This is a genomic window from Streptococcus sp. CCH8-H5 (assembly GCF_001556505.1).
Taxonomy (GTDB): domain Bacteria; phylum Bacillota; class Bacilli; order Lactobacillales; family Streptococcaceae; genus Streptococcus.
In genome coordinates, this window is sequence record NZ_LSIZ01000032.1 from 159,991 (window position 1) to 178,686 (window position 18,696).

The window sequence follows — 18,696 nt, forward strand, 5'->3', positions numbered from 1 at the left end:
ATTTCTTGTCCAAGTCTTTTGTATGTTATGACTGAGTTGCTAGATGAGTATATAGAAAAAGGAACCGTGAGATTCCTTTTCGTTTTTTAGAATGGCAATTTACCTGCAAAGGCACCCATTGATTTTTTAGTCGCTTCGTCAATTTGTTCAAGAGCATTGTTAAGTGCTTGAACAGTCATATCTTGGAGTGTTTCCACATCATCAGGATCTACGACAGCATCAGCGAAAGTGATGTTAACTACTTTTTTGTCACCAGTTAATTCAGCAACTACCAAGTCTTGTGCTGATTTTCCAGTGAAGGTTGTAGCAGCCAACTCAGCTTGGCTTTTTTCCATTTGTTTCTGAAGCTTTTGAGCTTGCTTCATCATGTTTTGCATGTTCATCATAATATTTTCTAGATTCCTTTCATACCAAGGGTTTAGCCCCTGTTTCTTAAATTTTACTGCCCACTTCTGCCCAGAAATAAGTAGTATAAAAATCTTAACTATTATACCATGTTTAGCTTGATTAACAAAGTGAGGAGAAGTATTGGAGGAATTTGTTAAGACTTGATTTTTTCTTGTTCATAAAAATGTTAGATCAGTTACAAAGCTACCAATCCTTAAATTATGAGACTTGTTAAAAATAGTGTACAATGGTTTGTTGTTAATCCGATCAAGAGATTGTTTGGTTGTAGAAAAGGAAAGAGAAGATGACAATGCAAAAAAGAAATATTTTAGGGCTCTTTGTAGGACTAATTATAGGGCTGTATACAGTCTTAGGAATGAGCCTATTTACTTTTTTTAATTTAAAATACCACTCTGTTTATTATGCTCAGCATATCCCTCATAAGGTGGGGACGGAGCCAGATCTAGTTATGTTGGTAGAGAATATGGGATGGATTTATACGCCGGAGATTGATGGTATTCGATACGACGATGATGGAACAAATGCTATTATAAATACTAAAAGCAAATCTTATTTAACAAAAAGCTTAGGAAGTTTTTTATATGATAAAGATAATATGACTATCGGTTTTGACAGTACGTTTAGATTTGAGGACGTCAGTTATTTTTCAGAAGAAGCAAAAAGAACTAAAGTTAATGAATCACAAATTAAACGAGAGATTAGGGAAGATTTTTCCCCAATTATGAAGGTTCAAACAAAACCCTTTATCAATCTTCAGTGGTTGTTTAATTTAATTTATCAAAGTAGGTTTAATTAGAGAATAAGATAGCATAGAAGTGTTTTGTAGGAACTCTTGCCTTTGCTATTTGAAAGTAGTTTAGGTTGAGTGAAATAGTTGGGAGAGTGGTTCGATATAATAGGTCTATTTCCTGGCTATCCATGACGGCTAACCTTTGAAAACACCTCATTTTTATGCTACTATGAAAGTTATGAAAAAACAGTTACAAGGCTTGACGCAGGTGGAGGTCAAGCGGCGGATAGATGCCGGTAAAACAAATCATTTTAAAGCAAAAACTGGCTCCAGCAACTGGGAGATTTTTAGACGTAATGTCTTTAACTCCTTTAATATGCTCAATTTTGCTATTTTTGTGGCCTTGATTGCTGTTCAGGCTTGGTCGAATCTTTTTTTCTTCGGAATCATTGTGCTTAATGCCTTTACGGGGATGATGACAGAGTTGCGTGCCCGTCGCATGATTGATAAGCTCAATCTCATGAATAAGGATCAGATCCGTGTGGTGCGTGATGGCGAGGTTACTTCTATTAATCCTCAGGATATTGTCTTGGATGATATCATGCTCTTGTCTGCGGGTGAGCAGGTGCCTAGTGATGCCGTGGTTGTTGATGGGATGGCTGAGCTCAATGAGGCTATGCTGACAGGTGAGAGTGACCTTATTCTCAAGAAGGATGGTAAGGAGTTGCTCTCGGGGTCTTATCTTGTGAGTGGTCAGGTTTATGCTATGGTTATTAACGTAGCCGAGGACAATTACGCCAATAAGCTCATGCTAGAGGCCAAGACGCATAAGCCAATCGTGTCACGTATCCTCTATAACATGGACAAGATTGCCAAGTTTACGGGCAAGATTGTGATACCGTTTGGGCTCGCTCTCTTTTTCGAGGCTTACTTGATTAAACAACTCTCTCTTCAAGAGTCGGTAGTTACCAGTTCGACAGCCCTTCTGGGAATATTGCCTAAGGGGATCGCCCTTTTGACAATCACCTCTCTTTTAACGGCCGTTATTAAGCTTGGAATGAAGCATATCCTGGTGCAGGAGATGTACTCTGTCGAAACCTTGGCGCGTGTCGATGTGCTTTGTTTAGATAAGACAGGGACGATTACACAAGGAAAGATGACCGTTAAGGGTCTGAAACTACTGTCAGAACGTTTCACTAAAGAGGAGTTGGAGCGCTTGCTTGCGGCTTACATGCAGCATAGCAAGGATAACAATGCAACGGCTCAGGCGATTCGGAATGCCTATGAAGGTCTGGAGCATCACTATCAGGTAGGGGATATTATTCCATTTTCAAGTGATCGTAAATGGGGTGCTATGAGCATTGACGGGGTAGGAACTCTCTTTTTGGGAGCACCTGAGATGCTTCTTAAGGAAAATCCAAAAGCAGTCGATCAGGCTCAGGCTCGTGGTTCTCGTGTTTTGATTTTGGCATGGAGTCAGTCAGCGGTTGATACAGAGACCATGAGTTTGCCGAATGACGTTGAAGCCTTGACTTTACTTGAAATTGCCGATCCTATTCGTGAGGATGCTGCAGAAACTTTAGAATACCTACGTTCAGAAGATGTGACGCTGAAGATTATTTCTGGTGACAATCCTGTGACGGTTTCTCATATTGCCCACCAGGCTGGTTTTGCGAATTATCAAAGCTATATTGACTGTTCTAAGGTCAGTGATGAGGAGTTGGAGGCTTTGGCTGAAGATACGGCAATCTTTGGCCGCGTATCTCCACATCAGAAGAAGTTGTTAATCCAAACGCTTAATGCCAATGGGCATACCACAGCTATGACTGGTGACGGTGTCAACGATATCTTGGCACTACGTGAAGCGGACTGTTCGATTGTTATGGCTGAAGGGGATCCCGCTACACGTCAGATTGCCAACTTGGTGCTTATGGATTCTGAGTTTAAGGATATTCCTGAAATTCTATTTGAGGGACGTCGTGTGGTTAATAATATTGCCCACATTGCACCTATTTTCCTCATCAAAACGGTCTATTCCTTCCTTTTGGGACTTATCTGTATTGCCAGTATTGTTTTTGGAAAGGCAGAGTACCTCTTGGTCTTCCCATTCATTCAGGTTCAGATGACTTTGGCGGGGCAATTTATCGAGGGTCTTCCACCATTTATTTTGACCTTCGAACGTAATATTCGACCTGTTGAGAAACATTTCCTCAGACGTTCGCTCCAGTTATCTATTCCTAATGCCTTAATGCTGGTTATCAGTGTTCTTATTTTCCATCTATCTCAGGTCTATCTTGGCATGAGCAATACGGACATGCTGACGCTGTCTTACTATATGATGGGATCAACGGGTGTCCTTGCCGTTATTCGTGCTTGTATCCCCTTGAATAAAGGACGTGTGGCCTTGATTATTTACTCAGTCTTTGGTTTCCTAATCAGCTCTTATTATCTTCGAGATGTAATTGAAATTTCGACACTTAATAGCTACACCTTACCAATCTATCTGGTAGCAATGGCTATCTGTACACCGCTTTTCTTCTGGATTAGCTACAAACAAGGTGCTTTCCAAAAAGCATAAGTCAAAACTCGAGCTTGGTAACAGGCTTGAGTTTTTTGATACCTCAACAGTAGGAAAGGCCTTGATGTGTATGAGGTATGGTACAATAGAGGCATGAAAACAGTAGGGCACTTGACGCCAAAAGTCATTAAAGCTTTTGATTTGGACTACAAGCCTGGTGAAGAAATCACGCTGTCTGCACAACGTAAGAAGCATATGGAAAAACATCGCCAGGAATTCAGTGATTTTGATGCTACCTATGAACGTATTCCAGAGATTATTGCTCATCCGGACTATATCGGTCGCCATCCTAATGGCCAGTCCTTGGAATATATAAAACGTATTGATGGTAATGTTCTGGTAGCGGTCAGATTATGTGATAAACTTAATGTCCGTACCATGTTTGTGATTAAAGATTCTAAGCTGAAAAATTATCTAAATGCTGGTAGAGCTAAGAAAATGTGATATAATATAAGTAAGAAGTAACAACGAGGGCGGAAGAGGCAGCCGCCGCACCTTCGGGTCTGAAAGAGATGCAGGACTGTCACCCTGCCGTTGTTTATCAAACCAAGAAGTCCCTTTTGGGGCTTTTTTATTTTGTAAAGTGTGGTGATAAGACTACCTCACTCTCTGAATTAGGTATAGACGAATCTTATAAGGGAGGAATTGTCAAAATTAACAGAAAATTCTTGACATCCCTCTAAAAAGGAGTACAATAGTTAGTAAATCAGAAAGTAACTGGTCTTAGATTTTCAGGGAGCCTGCGGTGATTGTGAGTAGGTAATCGAGATGAGCGAACATTGGGCTGATTGGATGATAATGAGAAGGTAACACATATTCTTCTCGGTTGGCACCCCTTACCGTGCAACTCCTTGTTAGAGGAGATAGAGATGATGGTCGTTTTTTTGAGACCATTAACTGAGGTGGTACCGTGTTAAACTAGATTTAATGCCCTCACAGAGTTTTTCTCTGTGAGGTTTTTTGTTTACTTTTATATTTAAAGAAGTGTTATTTCATTATTCAATGAAAGGTTGGGTATTTATGGATGCATTAAGCGATATTCGAATTGATATTGATAATATTGATAGACAGTTGCTTCGACTACTGGCCCAACGTCAAATACTTGTGGAAAAGGCAGGACGACTTAAGCCCAAGGGAGACAAGGTTGCTGTCCAGGCTAGTGATCGTGTTGCCCAAGTGATAGCAAACCGTCGTAAGGAGGCACTAGAGCTTGGCTTATCTCCAGATGTGGCTGAAAGTGTTTGGAGAAGCATGATTAAAGCATTTATTGCTTTGGAAGAGAAAGTGAACAAAGAATAATATGGTGCCAATACATCCTATAAAAGGAGCCTTGCATCAGTCTTATTACTCTCGATAAACCAGTTTGAAAGGAAATATTATGAGAAAAATTTTACCAGCCGATACCTTAACACCAATCTTGGCTTATATGCGTGTTCAAGGGGAACACAAGGTTATCCTTGAATCTATTCCTCGTGAGAAGGAAAATGCACGTTTTTCTATTGTTGCCTACAATCCGGTCTTTGAAGTGACCTTCAAGGATGGTGTTCTTTATGAAAATGGTAAGGCGATTGATCAAGATCCTTTCGAATACTTGGACCAAGTAACAGTCAAGGGCATCAAGTCTGACCTACCTTTCGCAGGTGGTGCTATCGGGTTTGCAGGCTATGACATGATTGGTCTCTATGAAAATATCGGTGAGATTCCAGAAGATACGATTGGAACACCTGATATGCATTTCTTCATCTATGAGTCTTATTTGATTTTTGACCACAAGAAGGAAAAGGTATATGTGGTTGAAGACAATATCTACTCTGGTCGTGACAACGATGCGGTGCGTCAAGCTCTTGGTCAGGTGGTAACCAATCTCCAGACTCAGGCGCCAAACGAGTTTACACCTCAGGCCTTGCAAGCCTTGCAATTTTCAAATCATATCGAAAAAGAAGTCTTCATGGATATGGTGGCTAAGGCCAAGAAACTTATTCGTGAGGGAGATATGTTCCAATGTGTGCTTAGCCAACGCTTTTCGGCGGACTTTGAGGGAGATCCTTTGGATTATTACCGTAACTTGCGTGTGACCAACCCATCAAACTATCTTTATTTCTACGATTTTGGAGATTATCAGGTGATTGGTGCCAGCCCAGAGAGTTTGGTTTCAGTGAAAAATGGAGAGGTGGTAACCAATCCGATTGCTGGAACTCGCCCTCGTGGTACTAATGAGGCGGAAGACGCTGCTTTGGCAGATGAACTCTCACATGATGTCAAAGAAACTGCGGAACACCGTATGTTGGTTGACTTGGGACGTAATGATATTGGTAAGATTGCCAAGAATGGTACGGTCAAGGTGACCAAGTATATGGAGGTTGAGTATTTCCGCTATGTGATGCATCTTACCAGTGTGGTTAAGGGACAACTCTTGCCGGGATTGACAGCACTAGATGCGCTAAAATCAACCCTACCAGCTGGAACCGTATCAGGAGCACCTAAGATTCGTGCCATGCGTCGTATCTATGAGCTTGAGCAGGAAAAACGTGGTATTTATGCGGGAGCTATTGGTTATCTATCTGCGACAGGAGATATGGACTTTGCCATTGCCATCCGTACCATGATTCTCAAAAATCAAAAAGCCTATGTTCAAGCAGGTGCAGGTGTTGTTTATGATAGTGTTCCTGAAAATGAATTTTACGAAACGATTAACAAGGCGAAAGCTATGACAAGAATAGGAGATGCCCAATGATTTTATTAGTTGATAACTATGACTCTTTTACCTATAATTTGGCACAATACCTAGGGACATTTACAGAGGTAAAGGTCTTGCGTAACGATGATGAGAACCTCTATGAAGAGGCGGAAAAAGCTGACGGGCTAGTCTTTTCACCGGGTCCAGGTTGGCCAGCTGATGCGGGTAAAATGGAAGCCTTGATTAAGGATTTCGCTGGTAAAAAACCGATGATGGGAATTTGCTTGGGGCATCAGGCTATTGCGGAAACTTTTGGTGGTAAACTTGGCTTGGCTAAAAATGTCATGCATGGAAAACAAAGTAACATCACTTTTGAAACGCCATCGCCTATTTTCAAGGATATCGACAATGATGTCCCAATCATGCGTTACCATTCCATCGTTGTTGACCAAATGCCAGAGGGCTTTGATGTGACAGCTATCACAACTGATGATCAAGAAATCATGGCCATTCAACATAAGGAGCTACCTATTTACGGTTTACAATACCACCCAGAAAGCATCGGAAGTCCAGATGGGCTTAAGATGGTTGAAAATTTCGTAAAAATCGTTGCAGGCTAGTTGGACAGTCTTTGGACTAGATTTGTCTACGCTCAAAATCTCTCGCGTGCATCAGAAAACATTGAACAGTTTTTAAAAGGAAAACAGATATGAAAGAAATATTCCTACAAATCTCAAACCGCCAAGACTTGTCTCAAGATCAAGTCCAAGCAGTCTTTGAGCGCATTCTCAAAAATGAAGTCTCAGAAAGCCAAATTGCTGCCTTCCTTATGGGGCTTAAGACTAAGGGGGAAACAGCAGACGAAATCACAGGTATTGTGCGTGCCCTCAAATCACATGCGACTGTCTTGCCTGAGACTTTCACAGATGCTATGTGTAACTGTGGAACTGGTGGGGACCAGTCTTATAGCTTCAACATTTCGACTACTGTTTGCTTTGTTCTAGCAGCAGGCGGTATTCGTATGGCCAAGGCTGGTAACCGTTCGATTTCCTCTAAATCTGGTTCAGCTGACGTGCTTGAAGCCCTTGGAATCAACGTTGCGGCATCACCAGAAACCCTATCTAAAGCACTTGACGAGGTTGGTTTGGCCTTTATCTTTGCTCAAACCATGCATCCAGCTATGCGTTTTATCGGTCCAGCCCGCCAAGCTCTTGGGATTCCAACGATTATGAACTTGGTTGGGCCACTGGCTAATCCGCTTGACCTTGAGACGCAACTCATGGGGCTCTATCGTGTGGAATTACAAGAAATTGTTGCTAATGCTATTCAACAGTTGGGACGTAAACGTGCGGTTATTATCACAGGTCCTGACAATATGGACGAAGCTGCCCTCTATGGCACTAACACCTACACCCTTTTGGAAGATGGTCACATCAGCCAACACACTTTCACTTATGAAGATTTGGGTATGGAAAAGGTTGAGTTGTCTGACATCACAGGTGGCGATGCCAAGGAAAATGCAGAGATTCTCCTTAGTGTCTTGAAAAATGAAGCTAGTCCTTATCTTGAAACAACAGTGCTTAATGCAGGTCTCGGCTTCTTTGCCAATGGTAAGGTTGAGACTATTAAGGAAGGTGTTGAGCTTGCTCGTCAATTGATTGCGGATGGCTCAGCCCTAGAAAAACTTCGCCAACTCCAAGAGGTACAAGTATGAGTAAAGCCTTTCTCCCAACAATCTTAGAACAAAAAGAAAAAGAAGTGGCCCAGTTGGTCATGGAAGACTTGCAGCCCTTACGTCAGACCTATCGTCTTTATGATTTTCTCAAGTCAAATCAAAACAAGCTTCAAATTATTTCTGAAGTGAAAAAAGCCAGTCCAAGCATGGGTGATATTAACCTAGATGTGGATATTGTGGCTCAGGCCAAGACCTATGAAGAAAATGGGGCAGCCATGATTTCTGTTTTGACGGATGAGGTTTTCTTCAAGGGGGATATTTCCTATTTGAAAGAAATTTCGTCACAGGTGGCTATTCCAACCTTGGCTAAGGACTTCATTATTGATGAGAAACAGATTGTGCGTAGTCGTAATTCGGGTGCGACAGTCATTCTCTTGATTATAGCGGCCTTGCCAGAGGCTCGCCTCAAGGAGCTCTACGATTTTGCGACAAGCCTTGGCTTGGAAGTCTTGGTTGAAACGCATAATCTGCCAGAATTGGAAGTTGCTCATCGTATTGGTGCTGAGATTATCGGCGTTAACAACCGTAATTTGGTCACTTTTGAGACAGATATCAACACCAGTCTTGAGTTATCAACGCATTTCAAGGACAAGCCTGTTTATATTTCTGAGTCGGCTATTTTTACAGGTCAGGATGCTGCCTTAGTTGCCCCATATTTTAATGGGATTCTAGTAGGAACTGCCCTTATGACAGCTGAAAATGTGGCTGAAAAGGTCAAGGAGTTGCAAATTGACAAAGGTTAAAATTTGTGGACTATCGACACCAGAAGCGGTAGCAACTGCAGTTGAAGCTGGTGCTGACTACATTGGCTTTGTGTTCGCCAAGAGCACGCGTCAAGTGAGTCTTGAACAAGCTCACGAGCTAGCTAAAGGGGTGACAGGCCAGACAAAAATCGTCGGTGTCTTTGTCTCACCAAGTCTTGAAGAACTGGAAGAAGCAATTGGTCAGGTTCCCTTAGATATCGTTCAGATTCATGGAGCTTTTGATGAAGACCTGATTCCAAAGATTTCAGTACCAGTTATTCGAGCTATTCAGATTTCGGATAGCGATTCTCAAGTCAAGAGCCAGGCGGATTATCTTCTCTTTGATGCTCCCATTGCTGGTAGTGGCCAGACCTTTGACTGGCAGCTTTTGGCTGACAAGCAGATTGAGCAGTACTATTTCATCGCTGGTGGCTTGACTGTGGACAATGTGGCAGAGGCCAAGGAAACTTTCCAGCCCTATGCCTTAGATGTGTCCTCAGGTGTCGAAACAGATGGTCACAAAGATTTAGACAAGATTAAAGCATTTATAGAAAGAGTGAAAGCATGACATATCAACAACCTGATGCAAAAGGATTTTACGGAAAATTCGGTGGTCAGTTCGTTCCAGAAACGCTGATGACAGCCGTTATTGAATTGGACAAGGCCTATCGTGAAGCCAAGGAAGATCCAAGTTTCCAAGCGGAATTGGATGACCTTCTCAAAAACTATGTGGGACGTGAAACACCTCTTTACCACGCCAAACGTTTGACCGATCATATTGGTGGAGCGCAAATTTATCTTAAACGTGAGGACCTTAACCACACAGGTGCCCACAAGATTAATAATGCCCTTGGTCAAGTTTTGCTTGCCAAACGTATGGGCAAGAAGAAAATCATCGCTGAAACGGGTGCAGGTCAACACGGTGTTGCAACAGCGACAGCCGCAGCCCTTTTTGATATGGACTGTACGATCTATATGGGTGAAGAAGATGTTAAACGTCAGGCGCTTAACGTTTTCCGTATGGAATTGCTTGGTGCCAAGGTATTTAGCGTGACAGATGGTTCGCGCGTGCTTAAGGATGCTGTAAATGCAGCCCTTCGTGCTTGGGTTGCAGGTATCGAGGATACGCACTACATCATGGGATCTGCCCTTGGTCCTGCACCATTCCCAGAAATTGTTCGTGACTTCCAATCTGTCATTGGTCGTGAAGCCAAACGCCAATATGCAGAGATTTCTGGCGGTAAATTGCCTGATGCTGTAATGGCTTGTATCGGTGGTGGTTCAAATGCTATCGGTATGTTCTACCCATTTGTTAATAATAAATCAGTAGCTATGTATGGTGCTGAAGCTTCTGGTTTGGGGCTTGATACTGAAAAACATGCCGCAACCTTTGCCAAAGGCCGTCCAGGTATCCTTCATGGAGCGCTTATGGATGTTCTCCAAGATGCTCACGGTCAAATCATGGAAGCCTTCTCTATCTCAGCTGGTCTGGATTACCCAGGGGTTGGTCCTGAGCACTGTTATTTCAACGAAATTGGACGTGCAACTTACGACTCTATCACAGACGAAGAAGCTCTTGAAGGCTTCAAACTTCTGTCACGTTTAGAAGGTATTATCCCAGCTCTTGAGTCTAGCCATGCCATTGCACTTGCGCAAAAAGTGGCAGCTAAGATGTCGCCAGACCAAAGCCTTATCGTCTGCCTCTCAGGTCGTGGGGACAAGGACGTTATGCAGGTTAAAGAACGTTTCGAAGCTGAAGCAGAAGGGAAATAAACCATGACAAAAACACTAACAAAACACCTACAAGCTATCAAAGACAGTAAACGCGGTATTTTCGTACCTTACATCATGGCGGGTGACCATGCTAAAGGTCTAGACGGACTCTTTGAGACCATAGCTCTCTTGGAAAATAGTGGTGTCTCAGCTATTGAGGTGGGTATTCCATGGTCAGACCCTGTGGCCGATGGTCCCGTTATTGAACTAGCAGGACAACGTAGTTTGGCTAAAGATGTGACTTTAACAGCTATCATCAAGAAGCTCCAAGAACAAAAAACACAGGTGCCTTTGGTTATCATGACCTACATCAATCCAGTTTATCAATATGGTATTGAAGCCTTTGTTAAGGATCTTGCAGAGACATCTGTCAAGGGGCTCATTATTCCTGATTTGCCAGACGAACACGCTGACTTTATTACCCCTTATTTGAAAGATAGTGATATTGCTCTCGTGCCTTTGGTGAGCTTGACTACAGGTATTGACCGTCAGAAACAGTTGATTGATGGTGCAGAAGGCTTTATCTACGCCGTTGCCATCAATGGTGTCACAGGTAAGACTGGTAATTACCGTGATGACCTTGACAAACACTTGGCTAACTTGACTGCCCATGCAGACATTCCAGTTCTCACAGGTTTTGGTGTGTCAACAGAGGACGACATCAAACGCTTTAACGCTGTATCAGACGGTGTTATCGTAGGATCAAAAATTGTCCGTGACCTTCACGACGGTAAGGAAAAAGAAGTCGCAGAATTTGTTACATTCGGTTCACATTTTGAAAAATAGAAGATGATGCTCTCCAGAAATGGGGAGTGTTTTTTATCAAAAACATTCTTGGGGATGATTTGATTTTCTTAGTTTCCAGTATTATACTATGGGTGAATAGTGGCAATTAAATTTATCTCTGGTTTTTATTTTCATCCCACTTATAGAAAGGAGGTAGACAAATGAAAGTATCATTAAGGGTAATACTAGGAGTCTGTTTCTTAATAGGAGCCTTACTATTTTTCTATCGTGGAGAGAATCACTATGCACTGATTTTCCTTGTGGTTGGTGTCTTATATCTCTACAAGGGCTTAAGCTGAGGGTTAAATCTCGTATGGAATGAATAAGCCTGTTTAGTGACATCTATGTCACTATTTTTTTCTTTTTGGAAGCTATAGAATGATTTTATAACTAAAAAGAAAGGAAGAGAGGGCATCACTGAACATGATTGATTATATTTTTTCATTCTTTCTATCACACAAGAAAGCTCTAGCAATACTCTTTATGATTATTTGTTTGGCTTTTATTTACCCTGGCATGTTTAAATTTTTGTATGTTGAAGGCAGGGATTTTGGCCGTAGCCTTGTCAACTCAATTTTATCTTAGTAAAGTGAGGCACCTCTTAGGAGGTGTTTGTTTTTTTAAAATAAATCTACAAATGTAGACAAAAAACTCTTGACACACTTTTGCGATAGTGTTAAAATAAATCTACAAACGTAAACAAATAATAACATTCAGAAAGGAACTATCATGCTGACAATTTCATCTGCGGAATGGGAAGTCATGCGAGTGCTCTGGGCTAAGGGGCAAGCGACTTCTTCAGAGATTATAGCAATTCTATCTAAGAAGCTAGACTGGTCGGCTTCGACAGTAAAGACCTTGATTGGACGTTTGGCGGACAAGGGTTATCTAACCAGTCAGCGTCAAGGACGAGGGTTTATCTATCAAGCTAGCTTGGGGGAAGATGAGGCGAATTTTCAGGCTTTAGAAGCTGTTTTTGACAAGATTTGTTTGACCAAACATAGCGATTTGTTGGGTCAACTCATGGCAAAGACGCCGATGACCCAAGCCGATGTGGATAAGTTACAGGCCTTGCTTGCAGCAAAAGAACTTGTGGATCAGGTGGTTTGTGACTGTGTGCCTGGCCAATGTGCTTGTGGGCATCATATGGAGGTGATATAGGAATGGCAAAAGAAACCTTTGTGGTTAATGGGATGACCTGTGCATCCTGTGTAGCCAATGTTGAAAATGCTGTTAATAAGTTGGATGGTGTGGACAAGGCTGTGGTCAACCTAACCACCGAAAAAATGTCTGTGGATTATGCTGGGGATAAGGTTAGTCCAGAAGCTATTGAAAAAGCTGTGGCTGACGCTGGTTATGAGGCTGAAGTCTACAATCCAGAGACAGCTAAAAGTCAGGAAGAACGTGAAGAAGACAAGATTCACAAGGTGCGTGAGCGTCTCGTTTGGTCATCAATCTTCACCGTTCCCCTCTTTTATCTAGCTATGGGTCCAATGGTCGGTCTACCTGTGCCAAACTTCTTGTCTCCTCATCATGCAGCCTTGACTTATGCCTTGGTTTTGCTAGTTTTGACAGTGCCCGTCATGTGGCTGGGCCGTTCCTTCTATAGTAATGGTTTTCGTACCTTGGCCAAGGGTCACCCTAATATGGATGCCTTGGTAGCCTTGGCAACATCGGCAGCCTTTCTTTATAGTCTCTATGGTACTTACCACATTTCTTTGGGGCATGCCCATCACGTCCACCAACTTTATTTCGAGTCAGTGGCCGTTATCTTGACCCTGATTACTCTAGGTAAGTATTTTGAAACCCTCTCTAAGGGTCGAACTTCAGAAGCTATTAAGAAACTTATGCACTTGTCAGCCAAGGAAGCAACTGTCCTTCGTGAAGGTAAGGAAGTCAAGCTTCCTGTGGATAAGGTTGTTCTTGGTGACCATATTTTGGTCAAACCTGGGGAAAAGATAGCCGTGGATGGTCAGGTAATTTCTGGTAGCTCTGCTATTGATGAGAGTATGCTTACAGGTGAGTCACTTCCTATTGAAAAATCTGCTGGTAAACCAGTATTTGCAGGTTCTATTAATGGTCAAGGTAGTCTGATTTATGAGGCGGAAAAGATTGGTAAGGACACCTTGCTTTCCCAAATCATCAAATTGGTTGAGGATGCCCAACAAACCAAGGCTCCTATTGCCAAGATTGCCGATCAGGTGTCAGCGGTCTTTGTTCCCGTTGTCATGGCTATCGCCCTTGTTTCAGGTCTCTTCTGGTACTTTATCATGGGACAAACCTTTACCTTCGCTATGACTGTAGCAGTCAGCGTCTTGGTTATTGCTTGTCCATGTGCATTGGGACTTGCGACACCGACAGCCATCATGGTTGGTACAGGACTTGGTGCTGAACACGGTATTCTCTACAAGCGTGGAGATGTGCTCGAGTTAGCTCATAAGGCTGATGTCCTCGTTTTTGACAAGACAGGAACCATTACTCAGGGTAAACCTCAGCTCGTTTCTAGCTATTCTTATGGCAATAGCGGAGCAGCCTTGCAACTTTTGGCATCCTTGGAAGCCAAGTCCGAACACCCTTTGGGTCAAGCCATCCTTGTGGCAGCAGAAAATGCTAACTTGGACTTGTTGGAGATGGACAATTTCTCAAGTTTGACTGGACGAGGACTAACTGCAAGCTATGCAGGAAAAACTTATCTAGCTGGGAATCAAACCCTTATGGCTGATGAAAAAGTCGACTTGACTTCAGCACAAGCTGATTTCCAAAGCTTGACAGCTGATGGTCAGACACCAATTTTCCTAGCTGAAGATAGTAAGTTAATCGGACTTTTTGGTGTAGCTGATCAGGTTAAAGCAGATAGTGCTGATATGGTGGCAGCTCTTCATCAAATGGGCAAGGAAGTCATCATGTTGACTGGTGATAATGACCAAACAGCCCAAGCCATCGCTCAAAAGGTTGGTATCAAGCGTGTTATCAGTCAAGTGCTTCCGCAAGAGAAATCTAGGGTGATTAGCGACCTTCAGGCAGAAGGAAAATCAGTCATCATGGTTGGTGATGGTATCAATGATGCCCCAGCCCTTGCGACTGCTGATATCGGTATTGCCATGGGTTCAGGGACAGATATTGCCATGGAAAGTGCCGATATGGTCCTTATGAAACCAAACCTCATGGATGTCGTTAAGGCTCTGAAAATTAGTCAAGCAACTATCACAACGATTAAAGAGAACCTCTTCTGGGCCTTTATCTACAATATCCTGTCTATCCCAGTGGCCATGGGTGTCCTCCACCTCTTTGGTGGCCCGCTTCTTGACCCAATGATAGCAGGACTGGCTATGAGCTTTAGCTCTGTCTCAGTCGTCCTCAATGCTCTGCGCCTCAAACGTCGCAAAGTCTAAGTGTCGATTGCTTATGCCCTCTATCAATTAAGACGTGTATCAAAAAACAATTTAAAGAAAAGGAAGAAAGAAAAATGACAAAAACATATAACATTACAGGAATGAAATGCCAAGGCTGTGTTAACACCGTTACCGAAAAACTCTCTGCTGTCAAAGGCGTAGACAAGGTTCAAGTTGACCTCGAAAACAAACAAGTCACTATTGAAGGGAAACCATGGAAGTGGTCTCTCAAACGTGCCCTCAAAGGCACTAAGTTCGAGCTTGGTGACGAAATTTAAGACAGGAAAATAACAGCTCTTAGGCTGTTTTTTTCTGCCCATAATCTTTTTGAAAATCCCTTCCTTTTGTGATATGATTAAAGTAATTATGTTCTCAAAATTGAGACTAGAAAATCAAGAAAAGAAAACGGTATACCTATGTCTAAACAAACCCTTATCCTTCTCTACGGTGGACGTTCAGCAGAACGTGAAGTGTCTGTGCTCTCAGCTGAGAGTGTTATGCGTGCGGTGGATTACAGCGCATTTGAGGTTAAAACCTACTTTATCACTCAGTCTGGTGATTTTATTAAAACACAAGAATTTACAGAAATACCAGGTGATGACGAGAAGCTCATGACTAATGACACAGTTGTGGCTAGTCAGGCTATCAAACCAAGCGATATTTATGAAGAAGGCGCTGTGGTATTCCCAGTTCTTCATGGTCCTATGGGTGAGGATGGTTCTATCCAAGGTTTCCTCGAAACCCTCAAATTGCCATATGTGGGTACTAATGTTCTTTCTTCAAGTGTGGCTATGGACAAGATTATGACCAAGCATATTCTTGAAGTTGCTGGTGTGCCTCAGGTTGCCTACACAGTCTTCATCGAGGGTGAAGATTTGGAAGTAGCAGTAGCTGAAACGCTTGAAAAATTGACCTTCCCAGTGTTTGTCAAACCTGCTAACATGGGGTCATCTGTTGGGATTTCTAAAGCTGAAAATGAAGCAGAGCTTCGTGCAGCGATTGATTTGGCTCTCAAATATGATAGTCGTATCTTGATTGAGCAAGGTGTGGTTGCCCGAGAAATCGAGGTTGGTATCCTTGGCAATACAAATGTCAAAACGACTGATCCAGGTGAAGTAGTCAAAGATGTGGCTTTCTATGACTACCAAGCCAAGTACATTGACAATAAGATTACCATGGACATCCCAGCTCACGTGCCTGCAGAAGTCATGACACAAATGCGTGCCTATGCGGCTAAGGCCTTCCGTGCTCTCGGTGGTTGTGGTCTTGCCCGCTGTGATTTCTTCCTGACAGAGGATGGAGCCATCTACCTTAACGAGCTCAACACCATGCCAGGTTTCACCCAATGGTCAATGTACCCACTTCTTTGGGAAAATATGGGACTTTCTTACTCAGACCTTATCAAGGAATTGGTAGACTTGGGACAAGAAATGTTTGATAAACGTGAAAGCCATTTGATTTAAGAAATATGATTTAGAACACAAACATCTTAGTCTTGGAGAAATCTCTGAGACTGAGGTGTTTTTTTCTTTACAGAAATCCAGATTTTATTTATATCTTTTCTTTATCACCTCGATAAAAAATACATATTATCCAAATAATCTAACAGGTGGTAGAATAAATCTAACGTTTCAAATGAAATAAAGCAACTCGTTCGTGTTTGATGAAGATTTGCGTATCGCGATGATTATTAGAGGCGAGTGAAGGTCAAAGGGCTAGAAGTAGATGGCAGTCAGCAAGTGTTGACGAAATTTTACACGCCTTTTGTATCTTAAATGAGGAGGTAAGTTTTGGACTGGTCCATTGTTCAACAGTATTTGCCCTTTTATCAGAAGGCATTCTTTTTAACTTTACATATTGCCGTTCTGGGGATTCTTGGTTCCTTCCTTTTGGGCTTGGTGGTGAGTGTTATTCGTCATTACCGAGTGCCGATTTTGAGTCAGCTTTCGACGGCTTATATTGAGTTATCTCGTAATACGCCGCTCTTGATTCAGCTTTTCTTTCTCTACTTTGGCTTGCCTCGTATAGGTTTGGTTCTATCGTCAGAGGCTTGTGCTGTGGTAGGTTTGATTTTCTTGGGTGGTTCCTATATGGCGGAGTCCTTCCGAAGTGGCCTAGAGGCTGTTAGTCAGACCCAGCATGAAGTGGGGTTGTCTATTGGTTTGACGCCATTCCAAGTCTTTCGCTATGTGGTCCTTCCTCAGGCAGTGGCTGTGGCGCTTCCGTCATTTAGTGCTAACGTCATCTTCCTTATCAAGGAAACGTCAGTATTCTCAGCGGTAGCCTTGGCGGATCTGATGTATGTGGCCAAGGATTTGATTGGTCTTTACTACGAAACGGATGTGGCTCTAGGCATGTTGGTGGTGGCTTATCTCTTGATGTTGCTGCCGATTTCTCTAGTCTTTAGTTGGATTGAAAGGAGGTTACGCTATGCAGGATTCGGGCTTTCAGGTTCTTCTTCAGGGGAATAATTTCCTACGTATCTTACAAGGTTTAGGCGTAACTATTGGAATTTCCATCGTCTCGGTTCTTCTGTCCCTTTTACTAGGAACACTTTTTGGGATTGTCATGACTTCGAAGTCTAAGATTATTCGTTTCTTGTCACGTATTTATCTGGAATTTATTCGTATCATGCCCCAGTTGGTCTTGCTCTTTATTGTTTATTTTGGTCTGGCTAGGAACTTTAACATCAATATCTCAGGCGAGCTATCGGCTATTATCGTCTTTACCCTTTGGGGAACGGCTGAGATGGGTGATTTGGTGCGTGGGTCAATCACGTCGCTACCTAGACACCAGTTTGAGAGCGGAAGGGCCCTTGGCTTGACCAATGGGCAACTTTATACCTATGTGATTATTCCACAAGTCTTGCGTCGCTTGTTGCCTCAGGCTATTAACCTGGTGACACGGATGATTAAGACTACGTCCTTGGTGGTTTTGATTGGCGTGGTTGAGGTGACCAAGGTTGGTCAGCAGATTATCGACAGTAACCGTCTGACTATTCCAACAGCTTCTTTCTGGATTTATGGCACGATTTTGATTCTTTATTTTGCCATTTGTTACCCAGTATCTAAGCTGTCTACTTATCTTGAAAATCGTTGGAGGAATTAAGATGACAGAAAGCATTTTACAAATCAAGGATTTGAAAAAGTCCTTTGGGGACAATGAGATTCTCAAAGGCATCTCCTTGGATATTAAACAAGGTGAAGTCGTTGTTATCTTGGGTTCCTCAGGTTGTGGGAAATCGACCTTGCTACGTTGCATCAATGGCTTGGAGACCATTCAAGGAGGCGATATTCTCCTGGATGGCAAGTCTATCACTGGCAGTAAGAAGGATTTTCATCTGATTCGTCAGAAAATCGGAATGGTCTTTCAAAGTTATGACCTCTTTCCACATTTGGACATCCTGCAAAATCTGATTTTGGGGCCGGTCAAAGCTCAGGGGCGTAATAAGGAAGAAGTCATTGCGGAGGCTGAGAAACTTTTGGACCGTGTGGGACTTCTGGACAAGAAGCATAGCTTCGCACGACAACTGTCAGGTGGTCAAAAGCAGCGTGTGGCCATTGTCCGTTCCCTGCTCATGCATCCTGAAGTTATCCTCTTTGACGAGGTGACGGCGTCGCTTGACCCTGAGATGGTTCGTGAGGTTCTGGAATTGATCAATGACCTCGCTCAAGAAGGACGGACCATGTTGATTGTGACCCATGAGCTTCAGTTTGCGCGTGCCATCGCTGACCGTATTATCTTTATGGATAAGGGAGTCATCGCTGAGGAAGGTACTGCTGAAGAATTCTTCAATCATCCAAAGACACAGCGAGCTCAAGAGTTCCTCAATGTCTTTGATTTCAGTCAGTTTGGTGCCTATTTGTAACCCATT

General features: G+C 42.7%; 19 protein-coding genes. 18 read left to right on the top strand and 1 reads right to left on the bottom strand.

The window, feature by feature from the left end; translation table 11 throughout:
• Positions 1 to 86: 86 nt before the first annotated feature.
• On the bottom strand, positions 87 to 386 hold the full coding sequence (locus AX663_RS02425) for a YbaB/EbfC family nucleoid-associated protein (protein WP_021143723.1): 300 nt from the start codon (positions 384 to 386) through the stop codon (positions 87 to 89).
• Between the two features lie 311 nt (positions 387 to 697).
• On the opposite strand from AX663_RS02425, the gene AX663_RS02430 reads away from it, so the two are divergent.
• The 18 genes from AX663_RS02430 (at position 698) to AX663_RS02515 (ending at position 18,690) form a co-directional block, all read left to right on the top strand.
• A complete protein-coding gene (locus AX663_RS02430; RefSeq protein ID WP_060972680.1) occupies positions 698 to 1,204 on the top strand; it encodes a hypothetical protein in 507 nt (168 codons plus the stop codon).
• Positions 1,205 to 1,367: 163 nt separating this feature from the next.
• Entirely contained in the window at positions 1,368 to 3,716 is a 2,349-nt protein-coding gene (locus AX663_RS02435; protein ID WP_060972588.1) for an HAD-IC family P-type ATPase, read from the top strand.
• Positions 3,717 to 3,809: 93 nt separating this feature from the next.
• Entirely contained in the window at positions 3,810 to 4,160 is a 351-nt protein-coding gene (locus tag AX663_RS02440; RefSeq protein WP_014634923.1) for a PBECR3 domain-containing polyvalent protein, read from the top strand.
• Between the two features lie 576 nt (positions 4,161 to 4,736).
• Positions 4,737 to 5,015 (top strand): chorismate mutase, encoded by a 279-nt coding sequence (locus AX663_RS02445; RefSeq protein ID WP_004183228.1) that lies wholly within the window; start codon positions 4,737 to 4,739, stop codon positions 5,013 to 5,015.
• A 79-nt stretch (positions 5,016 to 5,094) separates the two neighbouring features.
• On the top strand, positions 5,095 to 6,450 hold the full coding sequence (trpE, locus tag AX663_RS02450; protein WP_060972589.1) for an anthranilate synthase component I: 1,356 nt from the start codon (positions 5,095 to 5,097) through the stop codon (positions 6,448 to 6,450).
• A complete protein-coding gene (locus AX663_RS02455; RefSeq protein WP_002884711.1) occupies positions 6,447 to 7,013 on the top strand; it encodes an aminodeoxychorismate/anthranilate synthase component II in 567 nt (188 codons plus the stop codon). Before trpE ends, AX663_RS02455 begins: the two co-directional genes overlap by 4 nt.
• Positions 7,014 to 7,102: 89 nt before the next feature.
• Positions 7,103 to 8,107: an anthranilate phosphoribosyltransferase gene (trpD, locus tag AX663_RS02460; protein WP_060972590.1), complete on the top strand. Its 1,005-nt coding sequence runs from the start codon at positions 7,103 to 7,105 to the stop codon at positions 8,105 to 8,107.
• Positions 8,104 to 8,871, top strand: coding sequence for an indole-3-glycerol phosphate synthase TrpC (trpC, locus tag AX663_RS02465; protein WP_060972591.1), 768 nt, complete (start codon positions 8,104 to 8,106; stop codon positions 8,869 to 8,871). The genes trpD and trpC overlap by 4 nt, the downstream gene beginning before the upstream one ends.
• Positions 8,858 to 9,439 carry a phosphoribosylanthranilate isomerase gene (locus AX663_RS02470; protein ID WP_060972592.1) on the top strand — a complete coding sequence of 194 codons (582 nt, stop codon included), beginning with the start codon at positions 8,858 to 8,860 and terminating at the stop codon, positions 9,437 to 9,439. Before trpC ends, AX663_RS02470 begins: the two co-directional genes overlap by 14 nt.
• Complete coding sequence (trpB, locus tag AX663_RS02475) at positions 9,436 to 10,644, top strand: tryptophan synthase subunit beta (RefSeq protein WP_060972593.1); 1,209 nt, start codon at positions 9,436 to 9,438, stop codon at positions 10,642 to 10,644. The genes AX663_RS02470 and trpB overlap by 4 nt, the downstream gene beginning before the upstream one ends.
• Positions 10,645 to 10,647: 3 nt before the next feature.
• A complete protein-coding gene (gene trpA / locus AX663_RS02480; RefSeq protein ID WP_060972594.1) occupies positions 10,648 to 11,430 on the top strand; it encodes a tryptophan synthase subunit alpha in 783 nt (260 codons plus the stop codon).
• A gap of 729 nt (positions 11,431 to 12,159) precedes the next feature.
• Entirely contained in the window at positions 12,160 to 12,591 is a 432-nt protein-coding gene (locus AX663_RS02485) for a CopY/TcrY family copper transport repressor (protein ID WP_060972595.1), read from the top strand.
• Positions 12,592 to 12,593: 2 nt separating this feature from the next.
• Positions 12,594 to 14,822 carry a heavy metal translocating P-type ATPase gene (locus AX663_RS02490; RefSeq protein WP_060972596.1) on the top strand — a complete coding sequence of 743 codons (2,229 nt, stop codon included), beginning with the start codon at positions 12,594 to 12,596 and terminating at the stop codon, positions 14,820 to 14,822.
• A 74-nt stretch (positions 14,823 to 14,896) separates the two neighbouring features.
• Positions 14,897 to 15,100 (top strand): copper chaperone CopZ, encoded by a 204-nt coding sequence (copZ, locus tag AX663_RS02495; RefSeq protein WP_002891592.1) that lies wholly within the window; start codon positions 14,897 to 14,899, stop codon positions 15,098 to 15,100.
• A gap of 138 nt (positions 15,101 to 15,238) precedes the next feature.
• On the top strand, positions 15,239 to 16,285 hold the full coding sequence (locus tag AX663_RS02500) for a D-alanine--D-alanine ligase (RefSeq protein WP_060972597.1): 1,047 nt from the start codon (positions 15,239 to 15,241) through the stop codon (positions 16,283 to 16,285).
• A gap of 327 nt (positions 16,286 to 16,612) precedes the next feature.
• The gene (locus AX663_RS02505; RefSeq protein WP_002884251.1) at positions 16,613 to 17,293 is read left to right on the top strand and encodes an amino acid ABC transporter permease; all 681 of its coding nucleotides are present in this window, start codon (positions 16,613 to 16,615) and stop codon (positions 17,291 to 17,293) included.
• The gene (locus tag AX663_RS02510) at positions 17,253 to 17,930 is read left to right on the top strand and encodes an amino acid ABC transporter permease (RefSeq protein ID WP_022496121.1); all 678 of its coding nucleotides are present in this window, start codon (positions 17,253 to 17,255) and stop codon (positions 17,928 to 17,930) included. Before AX663_RS02505 ends, AX663_RS02510 begins: the two co-directional genes overlap by 41 nt.
• A gap of 1 nt (position 17,931) precedes the next feature.
• A complete protein-coding gene (locus tag AX663_RS02515) occupies positions 17,932 to 18,690 on the top strand; it encodes an amino acid ABC transporter ATP-binding protein (protein ID WP_002884697.1) in 759 nt (252 codons plus the stop codon).
• Positions 18,691 to 18,696 lie beyond the last annotated feature (6 nt).

Bases quoted from the DNA above. Each gene is read 5' to 3' on its own strand.
- AX663_RS02425 (WP_021143723.1), bottom strand. From the start codon at position 386: ATGATGAACATGCAAAACATGATGAAGCAAGCTCAAAAGCTTCAGAAA.
- AX663_RS02430 (WP_060972680.1), top strand. From the start codon at position 698: ATGCAAAAAAGAAATATTTTAGGGCTCTTTGTAGGACTAATTATAGGG.
- AX663_RS02435 (WP_060972588.1), top strand. From the start codon at position 1,368: ATGAAAGTTATGAAAAAACAGTTACAAGGCTTGACGCAGGTGGAGGTC.
- AX663_RS02440 (WP_014634923.1), top strand. From the start codon at position 3,810: ATGAAAACAGTAGGGCACTTGACGCCAAAAGTCATTAAAGCTTTTGAT.
- AX663_RS02445 (WP_004183228.1), top strand. From the start codon at position 4,737: ATGGATGCATTAAGCGATATTCGAATTGATATTGATAATATTGATAGA.
- trpE (WP_060972589.1), top strand. From the start codon at position 5,095: ATGAGAAAAATTTTACCAGCCGATACCTTAACACCAATCTTGGCTTAT.
- AX663_RS02455 (WP_002884711.1), top strand. From the start codon at position 6,447: ATGATTTTATTAGTTGATAACTATGACTCTTTTACCTATAATTTGGCA.
- trpD (WP_060972590.1), top strand. From the start codon at position 7,103: ATGAAAGAAATATTCCTACAAATCTCAAACCGCCAAGACTTGTCTCAA.
- trpC (WP_060972591.1), top strand. From the start codon at position 8,104: ATGAGTAAAGCCTTTCTCCCAACAATCTTAGAACAAAAAGAAAAAGAA.
- trpB (WP_060972593.1), top strand. From the start codon at position 9,436: ATGACATATCAACAACCTGATGCAAAAGGATTTTACGGAAAATTCGGT.
- trpA (WP_060972594.1), top strand. From the start codon at position 10,648: ATGACAAAAACACTAACAAAACACCTACAAGCTATCAAAGACAGTAAA.
- AX663_RS02485 (WP_060972595.1), top strand. From the start codon at position 12,160: ATGCTGACAATTTCATCTGCGGAATGGGAAGTCATGCGAGTGCTCTGG.
- AX663_RS02490 (WP_060972596.1), top strand. From the start codon at position 12,594: ATGGCAAAAGAAACCTTTGTGGTTAATGGGATGACCTGTGCATCCTGT.
- copZ (WP_002891592.1), top strand. From the start codon at position 14,897: ATGACAAAAACATATAACATTACAGGAATGAAATGCCAAGGCTGTGTT.
- AX663_RS02500 (WP_060972597.1), top strand. From the start codon at position 15,239: ATGTCTAAACAAACCCTTATCCTTCTCTACGGTGGACGTTCAGCAGAA.
- AX663_RS02510 (WP_022496121.1), top strand. From the start codon at position 17,253: ATGCAGGATTCGGGCTTTCAGGTTCTTCTTCAGGGGAATAATTTCCTA.
- AX663_RS02515 (WP_002884697.1), top strand. From the start codon at position 17,932: ATGACAGAAAGCATTTTACAAATCAAGGATTTGAAAAAGTCCTTTGGG.